This window comes from Stenotrophomonas sp. AS012628 (assembly GCF_010608305.1).
Classification (GTDB): Bacteria; Pseudomonadota; Gammaproteobacteria; order Xanthomonadales; family Xanthomonadaceae; genus Stenotrophomonas; species Stenotrophomonas geniculata.
This window is the reverse complement of the sequence record NZ_VMBJ01000001.1, coordinates 1-19,842: the sequence shown is the minus strand read 5'-3', so window position 1 is coordinate 19,842 and position 19,842 is coordinate 1. Positions and strand designations below refer to the sequence as shown.

At 65.1% G+C, this 19,842-nt stretch carries 18 protein-coding genes and 1 pseudogene; 12 read left to right on the top strand and 7 right to left on the bottom strand.

Annotated features, from left to right (window positions below; translation table 11 throughout):
• The first annotated feature begins 17 nt into the window (after positions 1-17).
• Positions 18-1,310, top strand: a complete 1,293-nt coding sequence (locus G5A07_RS00095) for a transporter (RefSeq protein ID WP_191862278.1) — start codon at positions 18-20, stop codon at positions 1,308-1,310.
• A 61-nt stretch (positions 1,311-1,371) separates the two neighbouring features.
• On the opposite strand, the gene G5A07_RS00090 is transcribed toward G5A07_RS00095, so the two are convergent.
• On the bottom strand, positions 1,372-2,631 hold the full coding sequence (locus tag G5A07_RS00090) for a phage exclusion protein Lit family protein (RefSeq protein ID WP_171954346.1): 1,260 nt from the start codon (positions 2,629-2,631) through the stop codon (positions 1,372-1,374).
• A 4-nt stretch (positions 2,632-2,635) separates the two neighbouring features.
• Positions 2,636-2,944 (bottom strand): hypothetical protein, encoded by a 309-nt coding sequence (locus tag G5A07_RS00085; RefSeq protein ID WP_049433520.1) that lies wholly within the window; start codon positions 2,942-2,944, stop codon positions 2,636-2,638.
• Positions 2,945-3,195: 251 nt separating this feature from the next.
• Between G5A07_RS00085 and G5A07_RS00080 the strand changes: the two genes are divergently transcribed.
• The 3 genes from G5A07_RS00080 to G5A07_RS00070 are packed head-to-tail and all read left to right on the top strand — an operon-like array spanning position 3,196 to position 5,962.
• Entirely contained in the window at positions 3,196-4,335 is a 1,140-nt protein-coding gene (locus G5A07_RS00080; protein WP_049433787.1) for an SPFH domain-containing protein, read from the top strand.
• Between the two features lie 20 nt (positions 4,336-4,355).
• Positions 4,356-5,708, top strand: coding sequence for a TFIIB-type zinc ribbon-containing protein (locus tag G5A07_RS00075; RefSeq protein ID WP_191862277.1), 1,353 nt, complete (start codon positions 4,356-4,358; stop codon positions 5,706-5,708).
• Positions 5,705-5,962, top strand: coding sequence for a hypothetical protein (locus G5A07_RS00070; RefSeq protein WP_046983345.1), 258 nt, complete (start codon positions 5,705-5,707; stop codon positions 5,960-5,962). Before G5A07_RS00075 ends, G5A07_RS00070 begins: the two co-directional genes overlap by 4 nt.
• Before the next feature lie 98 nt (positions 5,963-6,060).
• Here G5A07_RS00070 and G5A07_RS00065 read toward each other — a convergent pair whose 3' ends face one another.
• A complete protein-coding gene (locus G5A07_RS00065) occupies positions 6,061-6,957 on the bottom strand; it encodes a tyrosine-protein phosphatase (protein ID WP_191862276.1) in 897 nt (298 codons plus the stop codon).
• Between the two features lie 17 nt (positions 6,958-6,974).
• Positions 6,975-9,272 (bottom strand): TonB-dependent receptor, encoded by a 2,298-nt coding sequence (locus tag G5A07_RS00060; protein ID WP_262405757.1) that lies wholly within the window; start codon positions 9,270-9,272, stop codon positions 6,975-6,977.
• Between the two features lie 114 nt (positions 9,273-9,386).
• Here G5A07_RS00060 and G5A07_RS00055 point away from each other — a divergent pair, with 114 nt between their 5' ends.
• Positions 9,387-10,031: a TetR/AcrR family transcriptional regulator gene (locus tag G5A07_RS00055; protein ID WP_191862275.1), complete on the top strand. Its 645-nt coding sequence runs from the start codon at positions 9,387-9,389 to the stop codon at positions 10,029-10,031.
• A gap of 47 nt (positions 10,032-10,078) precedes the next feature.
• Here the strand turns inward: G5A07_RS00055 and G5A07_RS00050 are convergent, their stop codons facing one another.
• A complete protein-coding gene (locus G5A07_RS00050) occupies positions 10,079-10,333 on the bottom strand; it encodes a hypothetical protein (protein WP_191862274.1) in 255 nt (84 codons plus the stop codon).
• A gap of 227 nt (positions 10,334-10,560) precedes the next feature.
• On the opposite strand from G5A07_RS00050, the gene G5A07_RS00045 reads away from it, so the two are divergent.
• The 4 genes and pseudogenes from G5A07_RS00045 to G5A07_RS00030 all read left to right on the top strand — a co-directional run bounded on the left by G5A07_RS00045 (position 10,561) and on the right by G5A07_RS00030 (position 14,252).
• Positions 10,561-11,520, top strand: coding sequence for a cation diffusion facilitator family transporter (locus G5A07_RS00045; protein ID WP_191862273.1), 960 nt, complete (start codon positions 10,561-10,563; stop codon positions 11,518-11,520).
• 72 nt (positions 11,521-11,592) lie between these two features.
• Positions 11,593-12,228, top strand: a pseudogene (locus G5A07_RS00040) (DNA-3-methyladenine glycosylase).
• On the top strand, positions 12,228-12,422 hold the full coding sequence (locus G5A07_RS00035; protein WP_134957701.1) for a hypothetical protein: 195 nt from the start codon (positions 12,228-12,230) through the stop codon (positions 12,420-12,422). The pseudogene G5A07_RS00040 and the gene G5A07_RS00035 overlap by 1 nt, the downstream one beginning before the upstream one ends.
• 120 nt (positions 12,423-12,542) lie before the next feature.
• Complete coding sequence (locus G5A07_RS00030) at positions 12,543-14,252, top strand: PAS domain S-box protein (protein WP_191862272.1); 1,710 nt, start codon at positions 12,543-12,545, stop codon at positions 14,250-14,252.
• A gap of 25 nt (positions 14,253-14,277) precedes the next feature.
• Here G5A07_RS00030 and G5A07_RS00025 read toward each other — a convergent pair whose 3' ends face one another.
• Together G5A07_RS00025 and G5A07_RS00020 are read right to left on the bottom strand one after the other, a co-directional pair.
• Positions 14,278-16,221 (bottom strand): MacB family efflux pump subunit, encoded by a 1,944-nt coding sequence (locus tag G5A07_RS00025; RefSeq protein WP_191862270.1) that lies wholly within the window; start codon positions 16,219-16,221, stop codon positions 14,278-14,280.
• Positions 16,222-16,223: 2 nt separating this feature from the next.
• Positions 16,224-17,405: an efflux RND transporter periplasmic adaptor subunit gene (locus G5A07_RS00020; RefSeq protein WP_191862269.1), complete on the bottom strand. Its 1,182-nt coding sequence runs from the start codon at positions 17,403-17,405 to the stop codon at positions 16,224-16,226.
• Positions 17,406-17,755: 350 nt separating this feature from the next.
• On the opposite strand from G5A07_RS00020, the gene G5A07_RS00015 reads away from it, so the two are divergent.
• From G5A07_RS00015 to G5A07_RS00005, 3 genes are all read left to right on the top strand, one after another.
• Complete coding sequence (locus G5A07_RS00015) at positions 17,756-18,199, top strand: hypothetical protein (RefSeq protein WP_228354556.1); 444 nt, start codon at positions 17,756-17,758, stop codon at positions 18,197-18,199.
• A gap of 47 nt (positions 18,200-18,246) precedes the next feature.
• Positions 18,247-18,963, top strand: coding sequence for a response regulator (locus G5A07_RS00010; RefSeq protein WP_191862268.1), 717 nt, complete (start codon positions 18,247-18,249; stop codon positions 18,961-18,963).
• Positions 18,964-18,967: 4 nt separating this feature from the next.
• The coding region (locus G5A07_RS00005; RefSeq protein ID WP_191862267.1) for a histidine kinase dimerization/phospho-acceptor domain-containing protein at positions 18,968-19,842 on the top strand (875 nt) is incomplete at its 3' end.

The following is a 19,842-nucleotide window of genomic DNA, read 5'->3' as shown; positions in this document are numbered from 1 at the left end:
CAACGCAGGACACGAACATGCACACCCTGATGAGGATCACCCCGTTGGCGCTGGCGGCGCTGGCGGGCACCGCCCTTGCCGTGCCGCCGACGCCTGACGATGGCGCAGACGTGCAGGCCCTGGCCAACCAGCTGGAACAGCTGAAAGCCAACTACGCACAGGAGGTGCGGCGGCTGCGCGAACTGGACATGCAGGTGCAGGCCATGCAGGCACGCTTGGGCGGGCGGGTTGGCCCAGCCTCGACCTCACCGGCCGCACCACTGGCGCAGGCAGCGGCCGCCGCGGTTCCACCGAGCAGCGAGGGCTACGCCAGTACCGCTGCCGAGGCCCAACAGGCCAAGCAGGAGTCGCGGCGCAGCGTGGACGACGTGAAGCAGCAGCAATCGGCCCTGTTCTCCCGTCGCTTCACCATCGAGAACAGCCTCACCTACGCCCGCTATGACCGCAAGCAGCTCACCCTCAACGGCTTCCTCGCGTTGGACGCCATCTTCCTAGGCAATATCGCCATCGAGAACGTGGAGTCCGACTCGCTGACCTATAACGTGGCGGCCCGCTGGGGCGTCAGCCCGAACCTGACCCTCAACCTGGATGTGCCCTACCTGGCGCGGCGCACCCTATACCAGAAAGGCGGCGCCGGCGGTGCAGCGGCCGCCATCGCGCAGGAGCAGACCAACGGCAACGGCCTGGGCGACATTGCACTGAGCGCGAACTACCGGCTGTTCGGCGAACGCGGCTGGCGCCCGGAGACCGTGCTCACGGCCGGTGTCACCGCCCCCACCGGGCGCGCGCCCTACGGCCTGGACTGGAAGGTGATCGAGCGCGATGACGACGACTACATCCGCTTCGCCGTGCCGCGCGAGCAGCCCACCGGCAACGGCGTATGGCAGGCCAACCTCGGCCTGTCGATGGTGAAGACCGCTGACCCGGCCATCCTGTTCGCCAACATCGGGTACGTGCACTCCATCCCTCGCGGCTTCAGCGACATCGACAGCAATCCGGATACGGTCAACCCAGGCGACGTGAAGCTGGGCGGCTCGGTGTACTTCGGTGCAGGTGTTGCCTTCGCATTCAACGAGCGGACCAGCCTGAGTCTGTCCTTCAGCGACCGCATCAGCGCCCGCGCCTCCACCCGCTTCCAGGGCGGCAAGTGGATGAAGGTGATCGGCAGCGATGCCAACGCGGCGTCACTGAACCTGGGCGTGACCTATGCGTTGAACCAGCACACCACGCTGGTGACGCTGCTGGGCATCGGGCTGACCCCGGATGCACCGGACTTCACGCTGGCGTTCAAGATTCCGTACATGTTGTAGCTACTTGACCAGCTCGTCCCAGCCAGTCATCGGCATGGCTGGGCCGGCTGCCCTGCCCTCATTATCGGTATCGGCTGAATACACACTCCAGAAGTGTGTCCATCGGCTTTGAATAGTTTCCCTGCAGACTATAGAGGAGCTTCATCCGGCGAAAGCGCCGCTTGATCTCTTCATCAGAGAATTCAGGCGATCCCGATCGATTCGCGAGGAAGAATCCATCGATCACCGGACTCAGCACTGCCTCGACGAGCTTCACCGGATAACCACGTCCCAGAATGGGCCTGATCTCTTCCCGGAATCGGGCGTAGTCAGGGACGTCTTCGAGTGAGCACTCATCAAGCAGTGCATGGATGTCGTCTGCGAATGCATTGGCCTCGGCGGAGAACCGCACTTCGATGTCTGGCAGCAGATCAGCAGCCCTGGAGAACGCACTATCGATCAGATCTGCAACCAAGACGATCTGTTCGAACGCCGCGTCATCCTCACAGCAATCGCGCAGAGCCCTTCGCATCGCCGCAAGCCGATCGGGGAGAGCAGGATGAGTGCCGGCATCAGCCGCACGATCGCCCAGGCGTTCCAGCAAGGACCACGACTGCAGCGCGAACTCCGCAGCGGCATAGCTGAGCATGTGGAAATTCGGATCATCATTACGCGCCAAACTGGCGTGCATCGAGAGCTGCACCGCGATGTAGTCGCAGACAAGCTCCTCCTCCACGGCGCCGACGGCTTCTGGCCGCTCCTCTCGCAGCTTATCCTCGACGTCACACATCACATGCGCGAGTTCATGTGCAACCAGAAAACGCTGAGCACGCATGGCGAGCTCGCTGGCATAGATGCGCTGATGCTTTGAGATTTCGTAGTCAGGACCGAAACTGCCCTCGCACTGCCACCAGACAATTTCGCTGAGAATGCGTGCCAGCTCGTCAAGCTCAAGCCCCATGGAAGGATTGCTTTCAAGACGAATGAGCGCACTGGAAAGAGGTCTTGCGACCCGATAGAGGTACTCGGGGAGCGCTGAGGTCACCACGATGCCGTAACTCCCGTCCTGGAACGTCTGGACGTATACGGCAGGGTTGTGCTCGCAGATCTCCGCAGCTGAGATCCGGCCATCGTCAAGGCGGCTGATGATGGACTCCGGAAGAAGCGGCCGCAGATCTTGAAGAACCATCTGAACCCGGCAGATGGCATCTGGCAAGCCAGTTGCCACAGGTAGTTCCAGCTCCTCGGCAATCTCAGCGATCAGTTCGGGACGCACTTTTCCGAGCGGGTGATCCTGTTCCTGCTTCCGACGTTCGATGAAACTGCTGGCTTGAGTGCTCATCCCATCAGCCCTTCCGTTTGAGCTTGAGCTTGAGCCCCGCCTGGGTTCCGGCCGAGAACTTCCCGAGCAGTTCAACGCCGCCGCTTGCAGTTACGGCCAACGAAAGTTCGATTTCGTCCACAACGACTGAAGTCGACGCCAGAAAGCCATCCTCCAGCATCTTCGAGAAATGATCGGCCATCTTTCGGACACTATCGTCCATTTCCATGGCACCTACTTCAACCACACGTGCCATGCCGGAGCGCATCGATGCCAGGCCGTTTCTTACATTGCCCTCGGAAGGCTCTTCAACCAGAACGCGAATAACATCCATGAATCCCCCTGTTCTTCCGTTGATACTCTGAAGTTCATATTGCCTTATTTGAGGCAGGCTGATTATGTCCCGGTGGTGCGCCTGAATGCCAGATCAATCTACTGCCCGGACGCGCTGAGCCGATCTCGGCGCAAGCGATCGAAGGCACCGACGGCATTCACCCACCGGCACCACAGCTGCCCCCGGCCACTGCTATATTCAGTCCAGCTCGGCAGGCATGGTGCCTGCCTTCGAATCACAGGGAGTTGGTCATGGGTCTGGTACAGGCGGTGAAGGGTGCGGTTGGCGGTGTGCTGGCCGACCAGTGGAAGGACTTCTACACCGTGCCGGCGGGCCTGCCGTCCACGGCCGCCCTGTTCGCGGCGGTGCCGCAGGGCACCAACGCCGGCCGCGGCTCCAACACCAGCGGCTCGTCCAACATCATCAGCAACGGCTCGAAGATCATCGTGCCGGAGGGCTACGGCCTGCTGCTGTTCCAGGACGGCGCGATCACCGCGTTCGTCGCCGAACCGGGTGGCTACGAGTGGCGCTCGGACGATCTGAACTCGCAGTCGATCTTCGCCGGCGACGGCCTGGTCAGCACCTTCATCAAGCAGAGCTGGGAACGCTTCAAGTTCGGCGGCCAGCCGGGTTCGCAGCAGGCGGCCTATTTCGTCTCGCTGAAGGAACTGCCGGACAACCGCTTCGGCACCCAGTCGGAAATCTACTGGGACGACGGTTTCCTCAACACCCAGGTAGGCGCGGTCACCCGTGGCTCGTACACGCTGAAGATCGTCGACCCGATCCTGTTTGTGAAGAACTTCGTGCCGGCCAGCTACCTGCAGCCGGGCCAGGTGTTCGACTTCACCGATCTGGACAACGCCGCCGCCAGCCAGTTGTTCAATGAAGTGGTCGGTTCGCTGGCGCCGGCCTTCAGCCTGTATACCAACGATCCGGGCAAGGGCAACCGCATCACCAAGCTGCAGCAGGACTCGCTGGGCTTCGCGCAGAGCCTGTCGGCCGCCGTTGAACAGGGCTACCAGTGGAAGTCCGACCGCGGCCTGGCCATCGTCAAGACCGCCATCGTCTCGATCGAGTACGACGCCAACACCCGCGAGCTGCTGAAGACCGTGCAGCGCGCCGATGCGCTGTCCGGTTCGCGCGGTAATTCCAACCTGCAGGCCAGCGTCGCCCAGGGCATCCAGTCGGCCGGCGAAAACGGCGGCGCGGCAGGCCTGGTCGGTGTCGGCATGGCGTCTGGCATGTTCGGTGTCGGCGGCATGCAGCAGCCGGTCACACCGGCCGCAGACGATCCGGTGGCCAAGCTGAAGAAAGCCAAGGAAATGCTGGACCTGGGCCTGATCACGCAGGGCGACTATGACGCCCTGAAAGCCAAGGCACTGGGCCTGTAACGGCAGGACGCACACCCAACATGTCCGATCCCCGAAACGGCCCACCGCCGCTGCCCGGATCCGCGCCCGCGACGCCGCCGCCCTTGCCGGCGGCGTCGTTGGATGGGCCCGGTTCGCCGCAGGACGTCCCTCCCCTGCCCGGCAGCTTCCCGCTGGACACCTCGAAGCTGCCGCAGGCCATCCGCGATGAAGTGGAAGCGCCCGACCCTGTGGCCATCGATACCTCGGCCAGCGAGCTGAAGGACGGCCTCAACCGCTGCCCGAAGTGCGGCGCAACCGACATCCGGCCGAAGGCCGGGACCGATATCCTGGTCTGCCTGTACTGCCGTCACGAATGGCATGGCGCGCGGGTCGAGGAAGAATTCGGCCTTGGCGAAGCCATCGACCAGCTGCGCGGTACGGTCATCGCCTCTGGCGCACGTGACATCGATGCCGACACCTCGGCACTGATGACGTTCAAATGCACCGGTTGCGGCGCAGAAGTCACGGTCAATACCGAGAGTACGATGACGGCGCGCTGCCACTGGTGCCGCCATGTATTCGGCGTCAACGAGCAGATCGCCAATGGCGCGGTGCCTGATGCGGTGCTGCCCTTCCATATCAAGAAAGACGATGCGGTCGCGCGCATCCGCCAGTTCGTCGACAAGCGCCGCATGTTCGCGCTGAAGGCGTTCAAGGACCAGTTCACCCCGGAAAACGTGGTGGGCGTGTTCCTGCCCTACATGATCGTCGACAGCAATGTCAGCGCGGCCGTGGCCGGCAAGGGCGAGATCCAGACCCGGCAGTACACCGTGGGCAGCGAGAAGAACAAGCGCACCCTGTATGACGCCGACGTCTACCAGGTCGAACGCCAGGTCGATTTCACCGTGGATGACCTTCCGCTGGAATCCTCGGCCGAGCGCGGGAATCTTGATATCCGCGCCAACACCAACAACATCATCAACACCATCTTGCCATTCGATACCAAGAACGCGGTGAAGTGGAATGCCTCGTACCTTGCTGGCTTCACTTCGGAGAAGCGCGACCTGGACGTGGAGAAGCTGCGGCCGCGACTGGAAGACCAGCTGCTGTCGATTGCCCGCGCACAGGTGGAAGGTTCGGTGAAGCGCTACAACCGTGGCGTGCGCTGGGAGCAGGAGCAGCTGGAGGTGCATGGCACCCGCTGGGTGTCGATGTACCTGCCGGTGTGGTTGTACTCGTACCACCAGCCCGGCAAGAACGGCGGCATGCTGCACTACATCGCAGTGAACGGCCGTACAGGCGAAACCATGGGCAGCGTGCCCGTGCAGCAATGGAAGATGCTGCTGGCGGCACTGGCCACCGGCACCGTCATTGAAACCCTCGCAATTGCCTTCCTGGCGGCATCGACATGAGCGACGACAGTGGCCTCTGGCTGTTGGCGGCAGGTCCAGCCGGCGCAACCGCGCTGTACTGGGCGCTGTACCGCTATTACCGCAACACCGATAAATCGCATTCCTTCGAGCACGAGACCGAAATCGAGGCACAGCCCGTGACCGGTTCGGACCAGCAGGTGGGCCGGGTCACCGGCACCGAGGAGAAGCGCATCCGCGGTGACAACGTGTATGAGTACCGGAAACGGGTGGTGAGGGTGAAGCCCGATCAGTAGAGCCAGGCCGCCTGGCTGCGGGTAATGCCGGCCGCTGGCCGGCACTCCTTCGGTCTCTGAGCGTCAAAGGGGAGCCGGCCAGCGGCCGGCACTACCTATCAGCCGGCCTGCCCCAGCCGCACCTTCAACTGCTGGATCTCCTGTTCGCTGACACCGATCGCCTTCAGGTAACCCTCCGCACCACCATACTGGCTGTGCAGCGCCGCCAGGAACTGCTCCATGTTGTCCGGCGCAGTACCTGCCATGCCCGCCATCTTGCGACCGATCTCCGGGTTCTGCTTGACCAGCGCCATGAGCTGCGCGTTCATCGCGCTGTCCTTCGGCTGTCCTTCCAGGTAATGCGCGGAGATCGCGTAGTTGTGCACGATCTCGGCCTTCGACACGCCGGCCAGGTCCAGCAACAGGCCGGCGATGATGCCGGTGCGGTCCTTGCCGGCCGTGCAATGGAACAGCACCGCACCATCCTGCTGCGCGGCGATGCGCCGGAACACCTGCTTGAACTGCGGCTGGCTGTGGTCCAGCCACTGCACATAGGCTTCGCCCAACGAATCCGGGAAGCTGGCCATCATCTTCTGCAGGTCCATCTTCTCGGTGCCCATCAGCGAGATGCGCTGATAATCGAAACGATCATCGCGGGCCAGCAGGTCCGGCGACTGTGCTTCCTCATCGGCGGTACGCAGGTCGATGTCCAGCTTCACGCCCGCGGCGACCAGGGCATCACGGTCGGCATCGGTGAGGCGGCCGAGGTCGGCGGTACGCACGAACGCATTGGCTGGAATCGGGCCGTGGCGACCCTGCAGGCCGGCGAACGTACGCACGTTCCACGCGCCCTGCAACGGGATCACGCGCTGCGCATCTGCCGCAACAGGCTTCACATTGGCGGCGGCGGGCACCTTCGTGGAAACGGCCTGCGGCGCATCAGCGGCAACAGCCGTCGCGGCCAGCTGTAGGCTCAGCATCAGGGCCAGGGCGAGTTCGGTATGGCGGGTCTTCATGGGGCTCTCCGTTGGAATCAGAAATTGACGGCCACTTCCAGGCCGAAAGTACGCGGGTCGTTGAAGATGCCGCTCTGGCCCAGCGCCGCGCTGTTGATCTTGTAGAACAGGTGCTGCTCATCGAGCAGGTTGCGTGCCCACAACGAGAACGACATCGTGGCGCCGGTGCTGTTGACCGGCACATCCACCAGTGCCACCCGTGCATTCACCACGAAGGAGCTGTCGGTGAGCATCTGGTCGTACTCGCTGGTGTAGTAGCCATCGGACCAGTTGCCATCCACATGGAACTTCAGCGCCGAGAAGTTGGCGAACGGCACCAGGTAGTCCACCGACAGGCTTCCTGCATTTTTCGGGGCCAGCAGCGGCTGCACGGTCACCTGCACGCCTGCGCCGAACGGGTCCGTCGCGGTCTGCGCATCGATCTTCGTGTAGGCGTAATTGAGGCCGAGGGTGAGGTTGTCCATCGGCATCACGTTGAATTCCAGCTCCGCACCCCGGGACTTGCCATCGCTCAGTGCGTTGGTGGTGACCATGGTGGTGCGCGTTTCACCGCTGCTCGGGTCGAACGGCAGCGAGAAGTCCATCTGCTTGTGCGCGATGGTCGAATCGAACACGGCCAGGTTCAGGCGCGCACGGTTGTCCCAGAACTGAGACTTGAAGCCCAGCTCATAGGCCGTCACTTCCTCCGGACCGAAAGCGGTGTAATTGGTCGAGCGCGAGTTGGCACCGCCGGCCTTGAAGCCGGTGCTGTACTTGGCATAGACCATTGCGTGCTCGCCAAGGTCGTAGGCGATGTTCACCATCGGGTCGAAGCGGCTCCAGCGGTCCTTGAACGCAAGGTTCGTTGCCGCGCCATTGACGATGTACAGGCTGCCCTTCTTGTCATCACGGGTGTAGCGACCGCCGGCAGTCAGGTGCAGGCGCTGCAGCGCTTCAGGCGTCCAGGTGGCCTGGCCGAATACACCCAGGCTGTCGGTCCACGCCTTGCTGGCGCGGTCGATCCGTACGCGGGAAAGATCCAGCGGGTTGGTCGCCGGGTTCACCGTGTAGCTGTTGCCGCCCGGCCCCCACACCAGCATGTTCGGGGTCTGCGCATTGTCGCCGGCGGTCTCGTGGTAGTAGAACGCACCGCCGAGGAACTGCACCTGCGAAGTGTTGCCGATCAGCTGGAATTCCTGGCTGTACTGGTGCTGGTAGACCTGCGCCAGGCTGTAACGGCCGAAGGGCGTGCCGGCGCCGCCGTAGGCCGAAATCGCATCGACCAGGCCCATGTCGAACTGGCCCTGGGTCAGTTCGCGGTAGGAACTGATCGATTTCAGCTCAAGGTTGTCATTCAATACCCACGACAGGTTCAACAGATGGCCACTGGTGCGGCCGATGTTGTCTTCCTGCGGTCCACCCAGGATGGCGCTGCCGCGACGGTCCTGGCTGGCACCGGCCTTCTGCAGCGGGCTGAGGTAGGCGCCCGGTGCCAGCACCTGGGTGTGGTACGGCGTGGTGGCATCGTAGGAGCGGTCGAAGGCGTACAGCAGCGAGAAGTCATCGCTTGGCTGCCACAGCGCGCTCAGGCGGGCGCCGCGCTTGTCATAGCTGTTGAAGTCACGCTCGCCGCGCATCGGGTTGTCGGTGGTGCCGCCGCGCTTGGCCTGCACGGCGTCGATCTTGAAGCTGACATCGCCCACCTTGGGCAGGTCCAGGTGCAGCGCGCTGTTGAAGCCGCTGAAGTTGGACACCCCCGCGCTGACGCTGCCGCCAAACTCGCCGGTCGGCGCCTTGGTTACGATGCTCACCGCACCGCCTTCGGTATTTCGGCCGAACAGCGTGCCCTGCGGGCCCTTCAGCACTTCGATGCGCTCCACGTCGTAGAGCATGCTGCCCAGGCCCTGCGCACGGCCCATGAACGCACCGTCGACGTAGATGCCGACGCCGGCATCGCGTGCGGGTTGGTTGGCGTCGCCGGAGGCGCCGATGCCACGGATGCCGATGTTCAGTGCAGAACTGCGGGTGGCGAACGGTGTGACCCGCAGCGACGGGATGGAACCATCGGACAGGCTGCCCAGCGAGATCGCGCTGCGATCCTTCAGCGCCTCGGCATCGACCACCGACACCGAGATCGGCGTCTCCTGCAGGTTGGTAGCGCGCTTCTGCGCGGTCACCATCACCTGGTCGAGGGCGACCACGGTGCGCGCTGCATCAGCGGATGCGCTGGCATCTGCGGTTGGACTTTCTTCGGCATGGGCCAGCGCCGGCAGAGCGGCAGCGATGGCGAGGGTGAGCAACGGGCGGTGCAACGTGGCGTGGCGCATCGGACTCATTCGCGGAAGGAGAAGGCCGGCGCAGTCTGGGAGGCGGGAATTACAAATGAATGACCGTTCATTCACACCTTTTGTGACGTACTATCCCGCCTCTGGACGCCCTGACCTCACGCAATGACGCCGAAATCCGCCGTAGCCCTGACCTCCGAAGATCCCGCTGCGGCCCATGCCGAGGCCCAGCGCCGCCGCATCCTCGACGCCGCGCAGAAGTGCTTCATCACCCGCGGCTTCCATGCCGGATCCATCGGCGACATCGCTGCCGAGGCCGAGATCAGCCAGGGGCTGATGTACCGCTATTTCGCCAACAAGCGCGCCCTGATCCTGGCCCTGATCGAGCGCCAGCTGCGCCACGACCAGGCCTCGATCAGCGAGATGCCCGCAGCCTCCGACCTGGTCGACGGGCTGCTGGAGTGCTACCAGCAATGGGCGCGTGGTGAGGTACTGCCGATTCACGGCAACGCGATTGCCAGCGTTGCGCTGTATGCGGAGATCAATGCCGAGGCCCATCGCGATCCGGAGCTGGCCGCTGTGCTGCGTACCCACGACAAGCAGACCAGCGCCGCCATCCAGGCCTGGCTGCGCCAGCGTGATGCGAGCCTTGGCCGGGCGCTGGACGAAGAACGGATTGCCGGGCGCACCCTGTTGCTGCGGTTGCTGGTGGAGGGACTGGCGATGCGTGCGGTGCGCGATCCGGACCTGCCGCCGGCGCGGGTACGCACCCTGCTGGCCGATGCCATTGGGCGCGTGATGGCCGATTGAACGGTAGTGCCGGCCGCTGGCCGGCACCCCGGGCCCAAACGGTGGTATCAGATGAAGAAGCGGACCGGCAGAGCCTTCTGCGCGACATTCGCGCGCGCGCCGAAGTACCAGGTCGCCAGCGCGAGGAACCCGATGACGATCAGCAGCCCGTATCCAGGGCGTCCCCAGCTTGCCATCGGGGCTGCACCTGCCACTGCAACAAACGTGCGACCCGCAATGTACAGCAGGGTGCTGGAGATCGATGCGACGGTAGCGCAGAGCGCCAGGCTGATAAGGGCGTACCAGGGAGATTTGTGATTCATCGATTTCTCTTCAGGTTAGGGAAAATAGCCAACGTCGTTTCGAACAGGATCGGCAACGAGGACTGACCCCCAGCGTAGGGCTTGGCGTCCGCAGTCACATCGTCTAACCGGCTTGATCGCAGTGGCAGTTAGGCGCCAGCCCGGCCCCGGCACATCGGACACCTGCACATCCCGGGAACATCCCCGTCCGGAAGATCAGGCATCCACCTGCCCTCCCCCTTGCCTTGATGTCTGTCCCCACCGGTTCCCGCCTGGTCATCTACGCCGCCCTCGCGGGCAACCTGGCCATTGCCATCGCCAAGTTCATCGCCGCCGGCATCTCCGGCAGCTCGGCCATGCTCAGCGAGGGCGTGCATTCGCTGGTCGACACTCTCAACGAGGTGCTGCTGCTGTACGGGCTGCGCCGCGCCGGCAAGGCGCCGGACCCGGTACATCCGTTCGGCTATGGCCGCGAACTGTACTTCTGGAGCTTCATCGTCGCCCTGCTGGTGTTCGCTGCCGGCGCCGGCGTTTCGGCCTACGAAGGTATCCAGCACATCCGCCAGCCGGAGCCCGCCACCAACCACGCGTTGAGCTACAGCGTGCTGGGCATCTCCATCCTGTTCGAAGGGGCCTCATGGTGGGTCGCGCTACGGGAGTTCCGGCGTACCAAGGGCAAACTGGGCTACTTCGAAGCCTTCCGTCGCAGCAAGGATCCCTCCACCTTTACCGTGCTGCTGGAGGATAGCGCGGCCCTGCTGGGCCTGGGTTTCGCACTGATCGGGCTCGTGGCCGCCCAGGTCCTGGACATGCCGGTGCTTGATGGTGTGGCGTCGCTGTGCATCGCCGGCGTGCTTGCCGCCACCGCCTTTCTTCTCGCACGCGAAACCAAGGGACTGCTGGTGGGTGAGCCGGCCCATCCTGCGGTGGCTGAGCGGATCATGGCTGTGGCCGAAACCGATCCGGACCTGCGCCGCGCCAATGGCGTGACCACCATGCAGATGGGCCCGGAACAGGTCGTGGCCATGCTCAGCGCGGAATTCGAGGATGACCGGAAGACACCCCAGATCGAGGCGTGCATCACCCGCATCGAATCAGCCGTGAAGCGCGAATATCCGGAACTGGTGGCGCTGTTCATCAAGCCGCAGACGCCCGAGATCTATGCCTCCCGCCGCGCGGCACTGGCCGCTCCGCCTGCGCAGGAATGACACTGCGTCTGCGCCCGTTTCACCTGTTTGGTGCCACAGTGCCATCACCGTTTGCCCGAGCCTGCCTCTACCGTGCCGGATTGGTTGCCCGCCGCTCTTCAGATCCTCCCCCGCAGCTTCTACCGGCGCCCGCCCGTCGAGGTTGCGCCCGAGCTGCTCAACAAACTTCTGGTCCGTGACGATGGCCGAACGGGTCGCATCGTTGAAGTCGAAGCGTACGCGGGCAGCGCCGATCCGGCGGCGCACTCCTATCGCGGGCAGACGCCGCGCACGGCCAGCATGTTCGGTTAGGCCGGGCACCTGTATGTCTACTTCACCTACGGCATGCACTGGGGCAGCAACGTTGTCTGCGGCAAAGTGGGCGAAGGCGTGGCGGTGCTGCTGCGGGCCATCGAGCCGCTGGTGGGCCTGGAGCGCATGCGCGAACTGCGCCCCGCCGCGCGCCGCGACCACGATCTGGCCAGCGGGCCGGGCAAGCTCTCGCAGGCCTTCGGGCTGGACCGCAGTTTCGACGGCGCCGACCTGGTGACTGGCAGCCACGGCATTGTCATCGCCAGCGATGGCGTGCGCCCCCCGGAGGATCCAGTGGTCGGGCCCCGCATCGGCATCAGCCGCGCTGTTGATTTCCCCTGGCGATGGCACATCCGTGATCACCGTCACGTATCGATCCAGCCACGTCGCGCTTCCGCCCCTGCGAGGAAACGATGATGACCCCGCTCGACAAACCACTGCGCCGCGAAGTGCACATTGATGGCCTCCCCTATACCCTCACCGTGGACCCCGAAGGCCTCAAGCTGGTTGAGAAGGGGCGACGCAAGGGCATCATCCTACGCTGGCAGGACTTGGTATCCGGAGACGCGGCGCTGGCCGCCGCCTTGCAGGCATCGCTCCAACAACACTGAGCCAGCGCGCCCACCTCACATCGGCATCACCCCGCCGTGGCGATACATAACGGCGCGCGCACTAGCGTAGCGTCAGACAGCCGCCGCAACCGCCCTCGCCACCCAGCCCTGAAAAGCGCCATGGACGAAGCCGAACGACTGCTCGAAATCGAACGACTGCACCTGTTGGATACGCCCCCGGAGCCGGTGTTCGATGCCATCGTCGCCGCGGCCCGCGCCGCGACCGGCCTGACCATGGGCCTGATCAGCGTGGTGGCCGAAGACCGCCAGTGGTTCAAGGCCAACATCGGCCTTGAAAGCGTCAGCGAAACGGCCCGCGAAATTTCCTTCTGCACCCATGCCATACGCCAGGACGAGCTGTTCGAGATACCCGATGCGCGCCAGGACCCACGCTTTTCCACCAATCCGCTGGTGACGGGTGGGCCGCGCATCCGCCACTACGCTGGCATCCCTCTGGGCTCGGCGCACGGCGCACGTATCGGCACGCTGTGCCTGCTCGACCCGATGCCCGGTGTGCTGTCCCCCTCCCAGCGCGAACTGATGGTGCATCTGGCGCGGGTCACCACCCAGGTGCTGGAACAGCGCAGCACCCTGATGGCACAGGTCGGCCAGGCCAAGGCACTGCACCGCGAACTGAAACGCAGCGAGGACTTCCTGGAACGCACCAACCGCGCGGCACGGGTGGGCGGCTGGGAGATGGACCTGCTCTCCCACGAAGTGCGCTGGACCCGCGAAACCAAGCAGATCCACGGCGTGCGCGGCAACTATCAACCCACGTTCGACACCGCACTGTCCTTCTATCGGGAGGACAGTCGCAACATCATCCGCAGCGCGGTCCAGCGCTGCATCGAGGAAGGCACCTCATGGGAAGTGCAGCTGCCAATGACCACCGCCGATGGGCGCTCCATCTGGACCCGGGTGGTCGGTGGCCGTCAGCAGGTGGATGGGCACCCTCGCCTGGTCGGCGCCATCCAGGACATCACCGAGGAGCGTGCCGCGCTGGATGCCCTGGAGGCGAGCGAAACGCGCTACCGGCGCCTGTTCCACTACAGCCTCGGCCTGATCTGCACGCACACGCTGGAGGGCGTGCTGACATCGGTGAACCCGGCGGCCGTGCAGTCGCTGGGCTTCGATGAGACTCATATGATCGGGCGCAGCCTGTGCGATCTGATGCCTCCCGAGAAGCGTGCTGCATTCAAGGCCTATCTCGCGCGGATCAGGGTCAACCACACCGATGCCGGCGTCATCGAACTGATCGCTGCCGATGGCACCCGCCATTTCTGGGCGTATCACAACGTGCTCGACAGTGAGGCGAACCCACCCTATGTGCTGGGCCATGCACAGGATGTGACTGCACTGCGGATGCAGGAGCAGCAGCTGCGCGAGATGTCCTTCAAGGATCCGCTGACCCAGAGCTACAACCGCCGCTTCCTGCCGCGCCTGGACGAGCTGGTTGATCAACCCTGGGCCTGCCTGATGTTCGATCTGGATCATTTCAAGCAGATCAACGATACGCAGGGCCATGCGCGAGGTGACACGGTGCTGGTCGAGTTCGCCGCCTTCCTGCGCGCTCCATTGGGGGCAATGGAAAGCGTAGTGCGTATGGGCGGCGACGAGTTCATGGTGGTGCTGACCTGCCCGGAGCCGGGGCGGTTGGCCGCGCTGGAGCAGTGGTATACGCAGCAGGCCGGTCGGTCACCCACGCCTTTCTCACTGGGTGCGACCCACCACGCGCCGGGTGAGTCGGTGGCCGACACCCTGCAGCGTGCCGACAGTCGCCTGTACCGCGAGCGCGCACGCGTCCGCACGCACCCGCGACCTGCAACCTGAGACTCTCCCCGCAGCGGGTGCAACCCTACTCCGCCGCCAACGCCTGGATCGGGTCGAGCTGTGCAGCACTGCGCGCCGGGAAGTAGCCGAAACCGAGCCCGATGGCAGACGAACATGCCAGCGCGGCGAGCACCGGCCCAGGCGTGAACAGGAACGGCACCCCCAGCGACAGCAGGCTGGACAAGGCGCCCACACCCAATGCGAACAACACCCCCAGCGCGCCACCGAACAGGCAGATCAACACGGCCTCGATCAGGAACTGGCGCAGGATGTCGCCCTGCCGGGCACCCACCGCCAGCCTCACACCGATCTCGCGCACGCGCTCCTTCACCGACACCAGCATGATGTTCATCACCCCCACGCCACCGACCACCAGCGCCACCGCTGCAATGGCCGAAACCAGTGCCGCCATGGTCTGGCTGGACTTCATCACCGCCTTGCGGATCTGGTCGGCGTTGTAGATGAAGAAATCGCGCCGGCCGTGCAGGCGTTGCAGCTCCGCACCCAGCGAGGCTTCAGCGGCGGTGGTTGGCACGTCATCCCGCACGCGTACGGTGATGCTCTCCAGCCGCTGGCTGCCAAGCAGGCGCGAGGACGCGGAGGTGTACGGCACATAGACCGTCGGCGTCGCTCCGCCGGCGAATGCGTTGGGGCCGACCACGCCGATCACTTCCACCGGCATGCCGCCCAGCAGCACCGTGCCGCCGATCGGATTGCCGTTGAACAATGCCTTGGCCGCCTTCTGGTCGACCACGCCCACCGCGCGATGCGCCTCCACCTCGGCATCGGTGAAGAACCGGCCCGCCTTCAGCCGCAGCCCGCGCACACGCGGTAGATCAGCGCCCACGCCAAGCACCTGTGTGTTGGCGCGCCGGTTGCCCTGCAGTGCGGCCACCGAACCGCTCAGGTTGGGGCTTACGCTGTCCACGTAACTCAACGCGGCCAGGTGGTCGGCATCGTCCACGACCAGCGTTTCAATCTCGCCCGAGCGCGGGTCACCGAAGTCCGCGCCCGGGAAGATGTCCAGCGTGCTGGCACCCAGTTCGTTGATCTGTGACTCGACCTGTGCCTGTGCGCCCTTGCCCAACGCAACCACGGTCACCACCGCAGCCACGCCGATGATGATGCCCAGCATGGTCAGCAAGGTGCGTAACCGGTGGGCCAGCATCGAACGCACCGCCATCCGTGCAGCTTCCCTGATTGCATCCAGGCGCGCGCGGCGCTCGGCGGCCGGTTCTGGACTGCGCTCGGGCACAGCGGCACTGCGTGCAACCGCAGGATCACCCATGCCACGGTCGGATACGACCTGGCCGTCTGCGATCTCGATCACGCGTGAAGCGTGCGCGGCAATCGCCGCATCATGGGTCACCAGGATCACAGTATGGCCCTGTGCATGCAGGCGCTTGAGTTCCGCCATCACCTGCCGGCCGCTGGCATGATCCAGCGCGCCGGTCGGCTCGTCGGCCAGCACGATGGCGCCGCCGTTCATCAGCGAACGCGCAATGGAAACGCGCTGCTGCTGGCCGCCGGACAGCTGGCTGGGCCGGTTCGTGGTGCGCTCACCCAGCCCCAGCGTTTCCAGCAGCATGCGCGCACGGGCGGTGCGCGCATCGGCATCCACGCCGGCATAGACCGCCGGCAGTGCCACATTTTCCGTGGCGCTCAGGTTCTCCATCAGGTTGTAGCGCTGGAAGATGAAGCCGAAATGCTCGCGACGCAGGTGCGCCAGTTCATCCTGTGACATCTGCTCGGTTGCTGCGCCCTGCACCCGGTAGCTGCCTTCGCTTGGCCGGTCCAGGCAGCCCAGAATGTTCATCAGCGTGGATTTGCCCGAACCGGACGGGCCGATGATGGCGATGAACTCGCCCGCCTCGATGCGCAGCGACACGTCCTTCAACACCACCACCTCGCCGGCGGCCGAGCGATAGGCGCGCGATACGCCATGCAGTTCCAGCAGCGCGTCGACCATGTTCACATCCCCAGCAGGCTGGTGGGCTCGGCTTCCGCGCCGCTGGGCGCCTGCCCGATCACCACGTTCTCGCCTGCCTTGAGGCCGGACAGGATCTGCACCGCAGTCGCGGTGCGCAGGCCGGTCGTCACCGCCCGCTCGTGCGCGCGCCCCTTGGCATCGATCACCTGGACGGTCGCGCGGTTGCCCGCCTTGTCGTCGCGCTCGGACACTGCCGTCAACGGCACCTGCAGCGCATTGGCGGCGCGCGCCAGCTGGATCGTCACCTTCACCGTCATCGACGGCTTCAGTTTCAGGCCTGGATTGGGTACGTCAAACAGCCCGGCGTAGTACACCGCCTTCGGCGTCTGCGCCGATCCGCCGGTGTTGCCGGTGGCCACGTCGGCAATCGACGACGGCGCAGGTTCAAGCTGCTGCAGATGCGATTCGTAGCGGCGTCCACCCGGCCCCAGCGTGGAGAACCACAGAGGTTGGCCAGGCGCGATCAGTTCCACATCGGCCTCCGCGATCTCGGTGCGAACCGTCATCGTGTCCATCTGTGCCAGCATCACGATGGTCGGCGTGGTCTGCATCGAGTTCAGCGTCTGCCCGGCCTTGGTGACGATGGCCACGATGTAGCCGTCGGAAGGTGAGACGATGCGGGTGTAGCCCAGGTTGATCCGCGCGGTTTCCACCTGGGTCACCGCCTGGTCGATCTGGGCCTGCAGCGCTGCCACCTCCGAGCGCGCCGCTTCGCGCGCCACCCGCGCGGACTCGAAACCTTCCTGCGAAACCATCCGCGACGCCACCAGCTGCGCCTGGCGCTCATGCACGCGGATGGCCTGGGCGTAGCGCGCCTGGCTGGCCGCGTGCTGGGCACGCAGCGTGTTGGCAGCCGCTTCGGCGCTGCGCAGGGCGATGCGCTGCGGCTGCGAATCCACTTCGGCAATCAGGTCGCCAGCGTGCACACGCTGGCCCAGCACCACGTGCAGGCGCGTGACCTGGCCCGACACCTGCGCGCCCACCGCCACCAGTTCCTTGGGGTTGACCCGGCCAACGGCCTGCACGGTCTTTTCCAGGTCCGCGACCCTTGCCGGGGCCGTGATCAGCGCGGCATCATCACCTTCGGCGAACAGCCACCCACCGGTGCCGCCTGCAAGAAGTACAACGATTGCGGCAATGATCCAGGTCCTGCGGTTGTTCATCGGAAGGCTCGCATGCACGCAGCCACCGGATGTGACCGCAGAAGCCGCAGTCTGGAAGGTGGTGGTGGATGTTTCTTGGAGCCACTGTGGAGATTGCATGGAGGCCGCACATCCGTTCAGGCACGGGGCCCGCTCCTGAACGGCACGGATCGCGTCCACGAAATCTCGACACAATCTCGACCAAGTCTCCATCAACGGCCCCTAGCCTTGTCGGCCTCGCCGACTGCGCCCCCGCCGTGTCCCTTCCGTTTCCAGACCTGCCTCCCATCGATGTCCGCCGCGCCTACCTTGCCTGGTGCGCGCCTTCGCCGTGGCTGCTTGCACTGGTTCTGGCGTCGACCAGTGCCTGGATGCTTGCCAGCGCGAACCCGGCGCCGCCCCTGCTGGCGGGCGCCGGTGCCGCCGCGTTGGTGTGGTTCCGCAGCGAAGGCCCCGGTCATTCGGCGCGCGCGGGCACCCTGGCGTCGGCGTCGCTGATCGGCCTCGCGGCCTGGTCCGCCTCCGCCGCTGACGTGAGCCTCATGCCAGCAGGGATGGCGGCTGTCCTGGTGGCTGCGTTGCTTGCCCTGCGCCTGCGGGCCGTGGTCCGCATGGCCCGTCGCCTGCAGGACCGGGTGGACGCAACGGGCATGCAATCGCGGTGGAGCAAGCTGCCTGCGGCAGTATCGACCCTGCTCGCACAGCACCTGCGCGCCACCACAACACTGGCGCCCGCCCTGCAGCACACGCTGGTGCTGGCCACCCTGGCCTGGGCCGCCCACGAAGAAGCGCAGACCCTGGAACGGCCACGATGACACCGTCGCCGGCGTTTCCCATTCCTTACTTGAAACCGCAGCATGCAATGAAATCCGATGCCCGCACGCACCTGGCGCCCCTGGTGCTCATTGCCGAAGATGAAGGCGAAATCGCGGACATTCTCGGCGCCTACCTGGCCCGCTTCGGGCTGCGCAGCGCCCGCGCCGCCGACGGCGAAGCCGCCCTCACCAGCCACCGCCAGCTGCGCCCCGACCTGGTGCTGCTGGACGTGCAGATGCCGAAGATGGACGGCTGGCAGGTGCTGAGCGAGTTGCGCCGGCGCGGCAACACCCCGGTAATCATGCTCACCGCACTGGACCAGGACGTGGACAAGCTCACTGGCCTGCGCGTCGGTGCCGACGACTACGTGGCCAAGCCATTCAATCCCGCCGAGATCGTCGCCCGCATCCGGGCGGTGCTGCGCCGTAGCGCGAAGCCCATTGCAGAAGAACCCAACGGGCTGATCCGGCAGGGGCCGTTCGAGATCGACCTGCGCAGCCATGAAGTCACCGTGCGCACCGATGACCACGTGCATGCTCTGAGTTTCACGCTCACCGAGTTCCGTCTGCTGGTACACATGGCGCGCGCACCGCGCATGGTGCACAGCCGGCTGGATCTGCTCCAGACCTGCCTGCCGGAAGGCGATGCGCAGGAGCGCACCGTGGACAGCCACGTCAGCAAGCTGCGCCGCAAGCTGGAGGAAGCAGGCGTCATCGGCATTCCCGCCACCATCCGCGGTGTCGGCTACCGCTTCCTGGACTGAGCCGATGAACCCCAAAGGCAAGAGCATCGGGCGCCAGATCACGCTGTCCATCACGGTCGCGTCGCTATGTTCGACCGTACTGTCGATCAGTGGTTTCTACCTGTTCTATTACCTGATGGAGGTGTTCTATCCACGCTGGTACGACGAACCGGAAACCATCATGCCGTCAGGCCTGGAATGGCTGTGGATCGGCCTGACCGCCACCGTGGTCGTTGCGCTGGCCACATTGATCGCCTCGCGCCTGACCCGGCGCATCATCACCCCGCTGAACTCGGTCGCCGAAAGCCTGCGCCGCGTCGCCAGCGGTGATCTGGAGGCGCGTGCGCGCGGCGGTGACACCTCGATGACCGAGGCCGCCACGCTGGTCAGCGACTTCAATTCCATGGCCGAGCGATTGAGCCGGATGTCGGAGAACCGCGTGTTCTGGAACGCGGCGATCGCACACGAACTTCGCACGCCGATGACCATCCTGCGCGGCCGCCTGCAGGGCATCGCCGAAGGCGTGTTCGAGCCGGGGCCGGAGCAGTTCAACAGCATGCTCACCCAGCTGGAGGGCCTGACCCGCATCATCGAAGACCTGCGCGTGGTCAGCCTTGCCGAGAGCGGCCACCTCGATCTGCGCCTGCAGCGCAGCGACGTCAGCGTACAGGTGGCAGCGGTGGTCGAAGCGATGTCGGAGGCGCTGACCGAGAGTGGTTTCTCGGTGACGTTGGACGCACGGTCTTCGCTGGCCGACTGCGATCCGGCGCGCATCCGCCAGGCGGTGCTGGCGCTACTGGAAAACGCACGCCGCCATGCCATTCCCTGCCCGCTGCGAGTACACGTGACGCTGGCCGAAGGCCATTGCACCGTAACCGTTGAGGATGGTGGCCCCGGTGT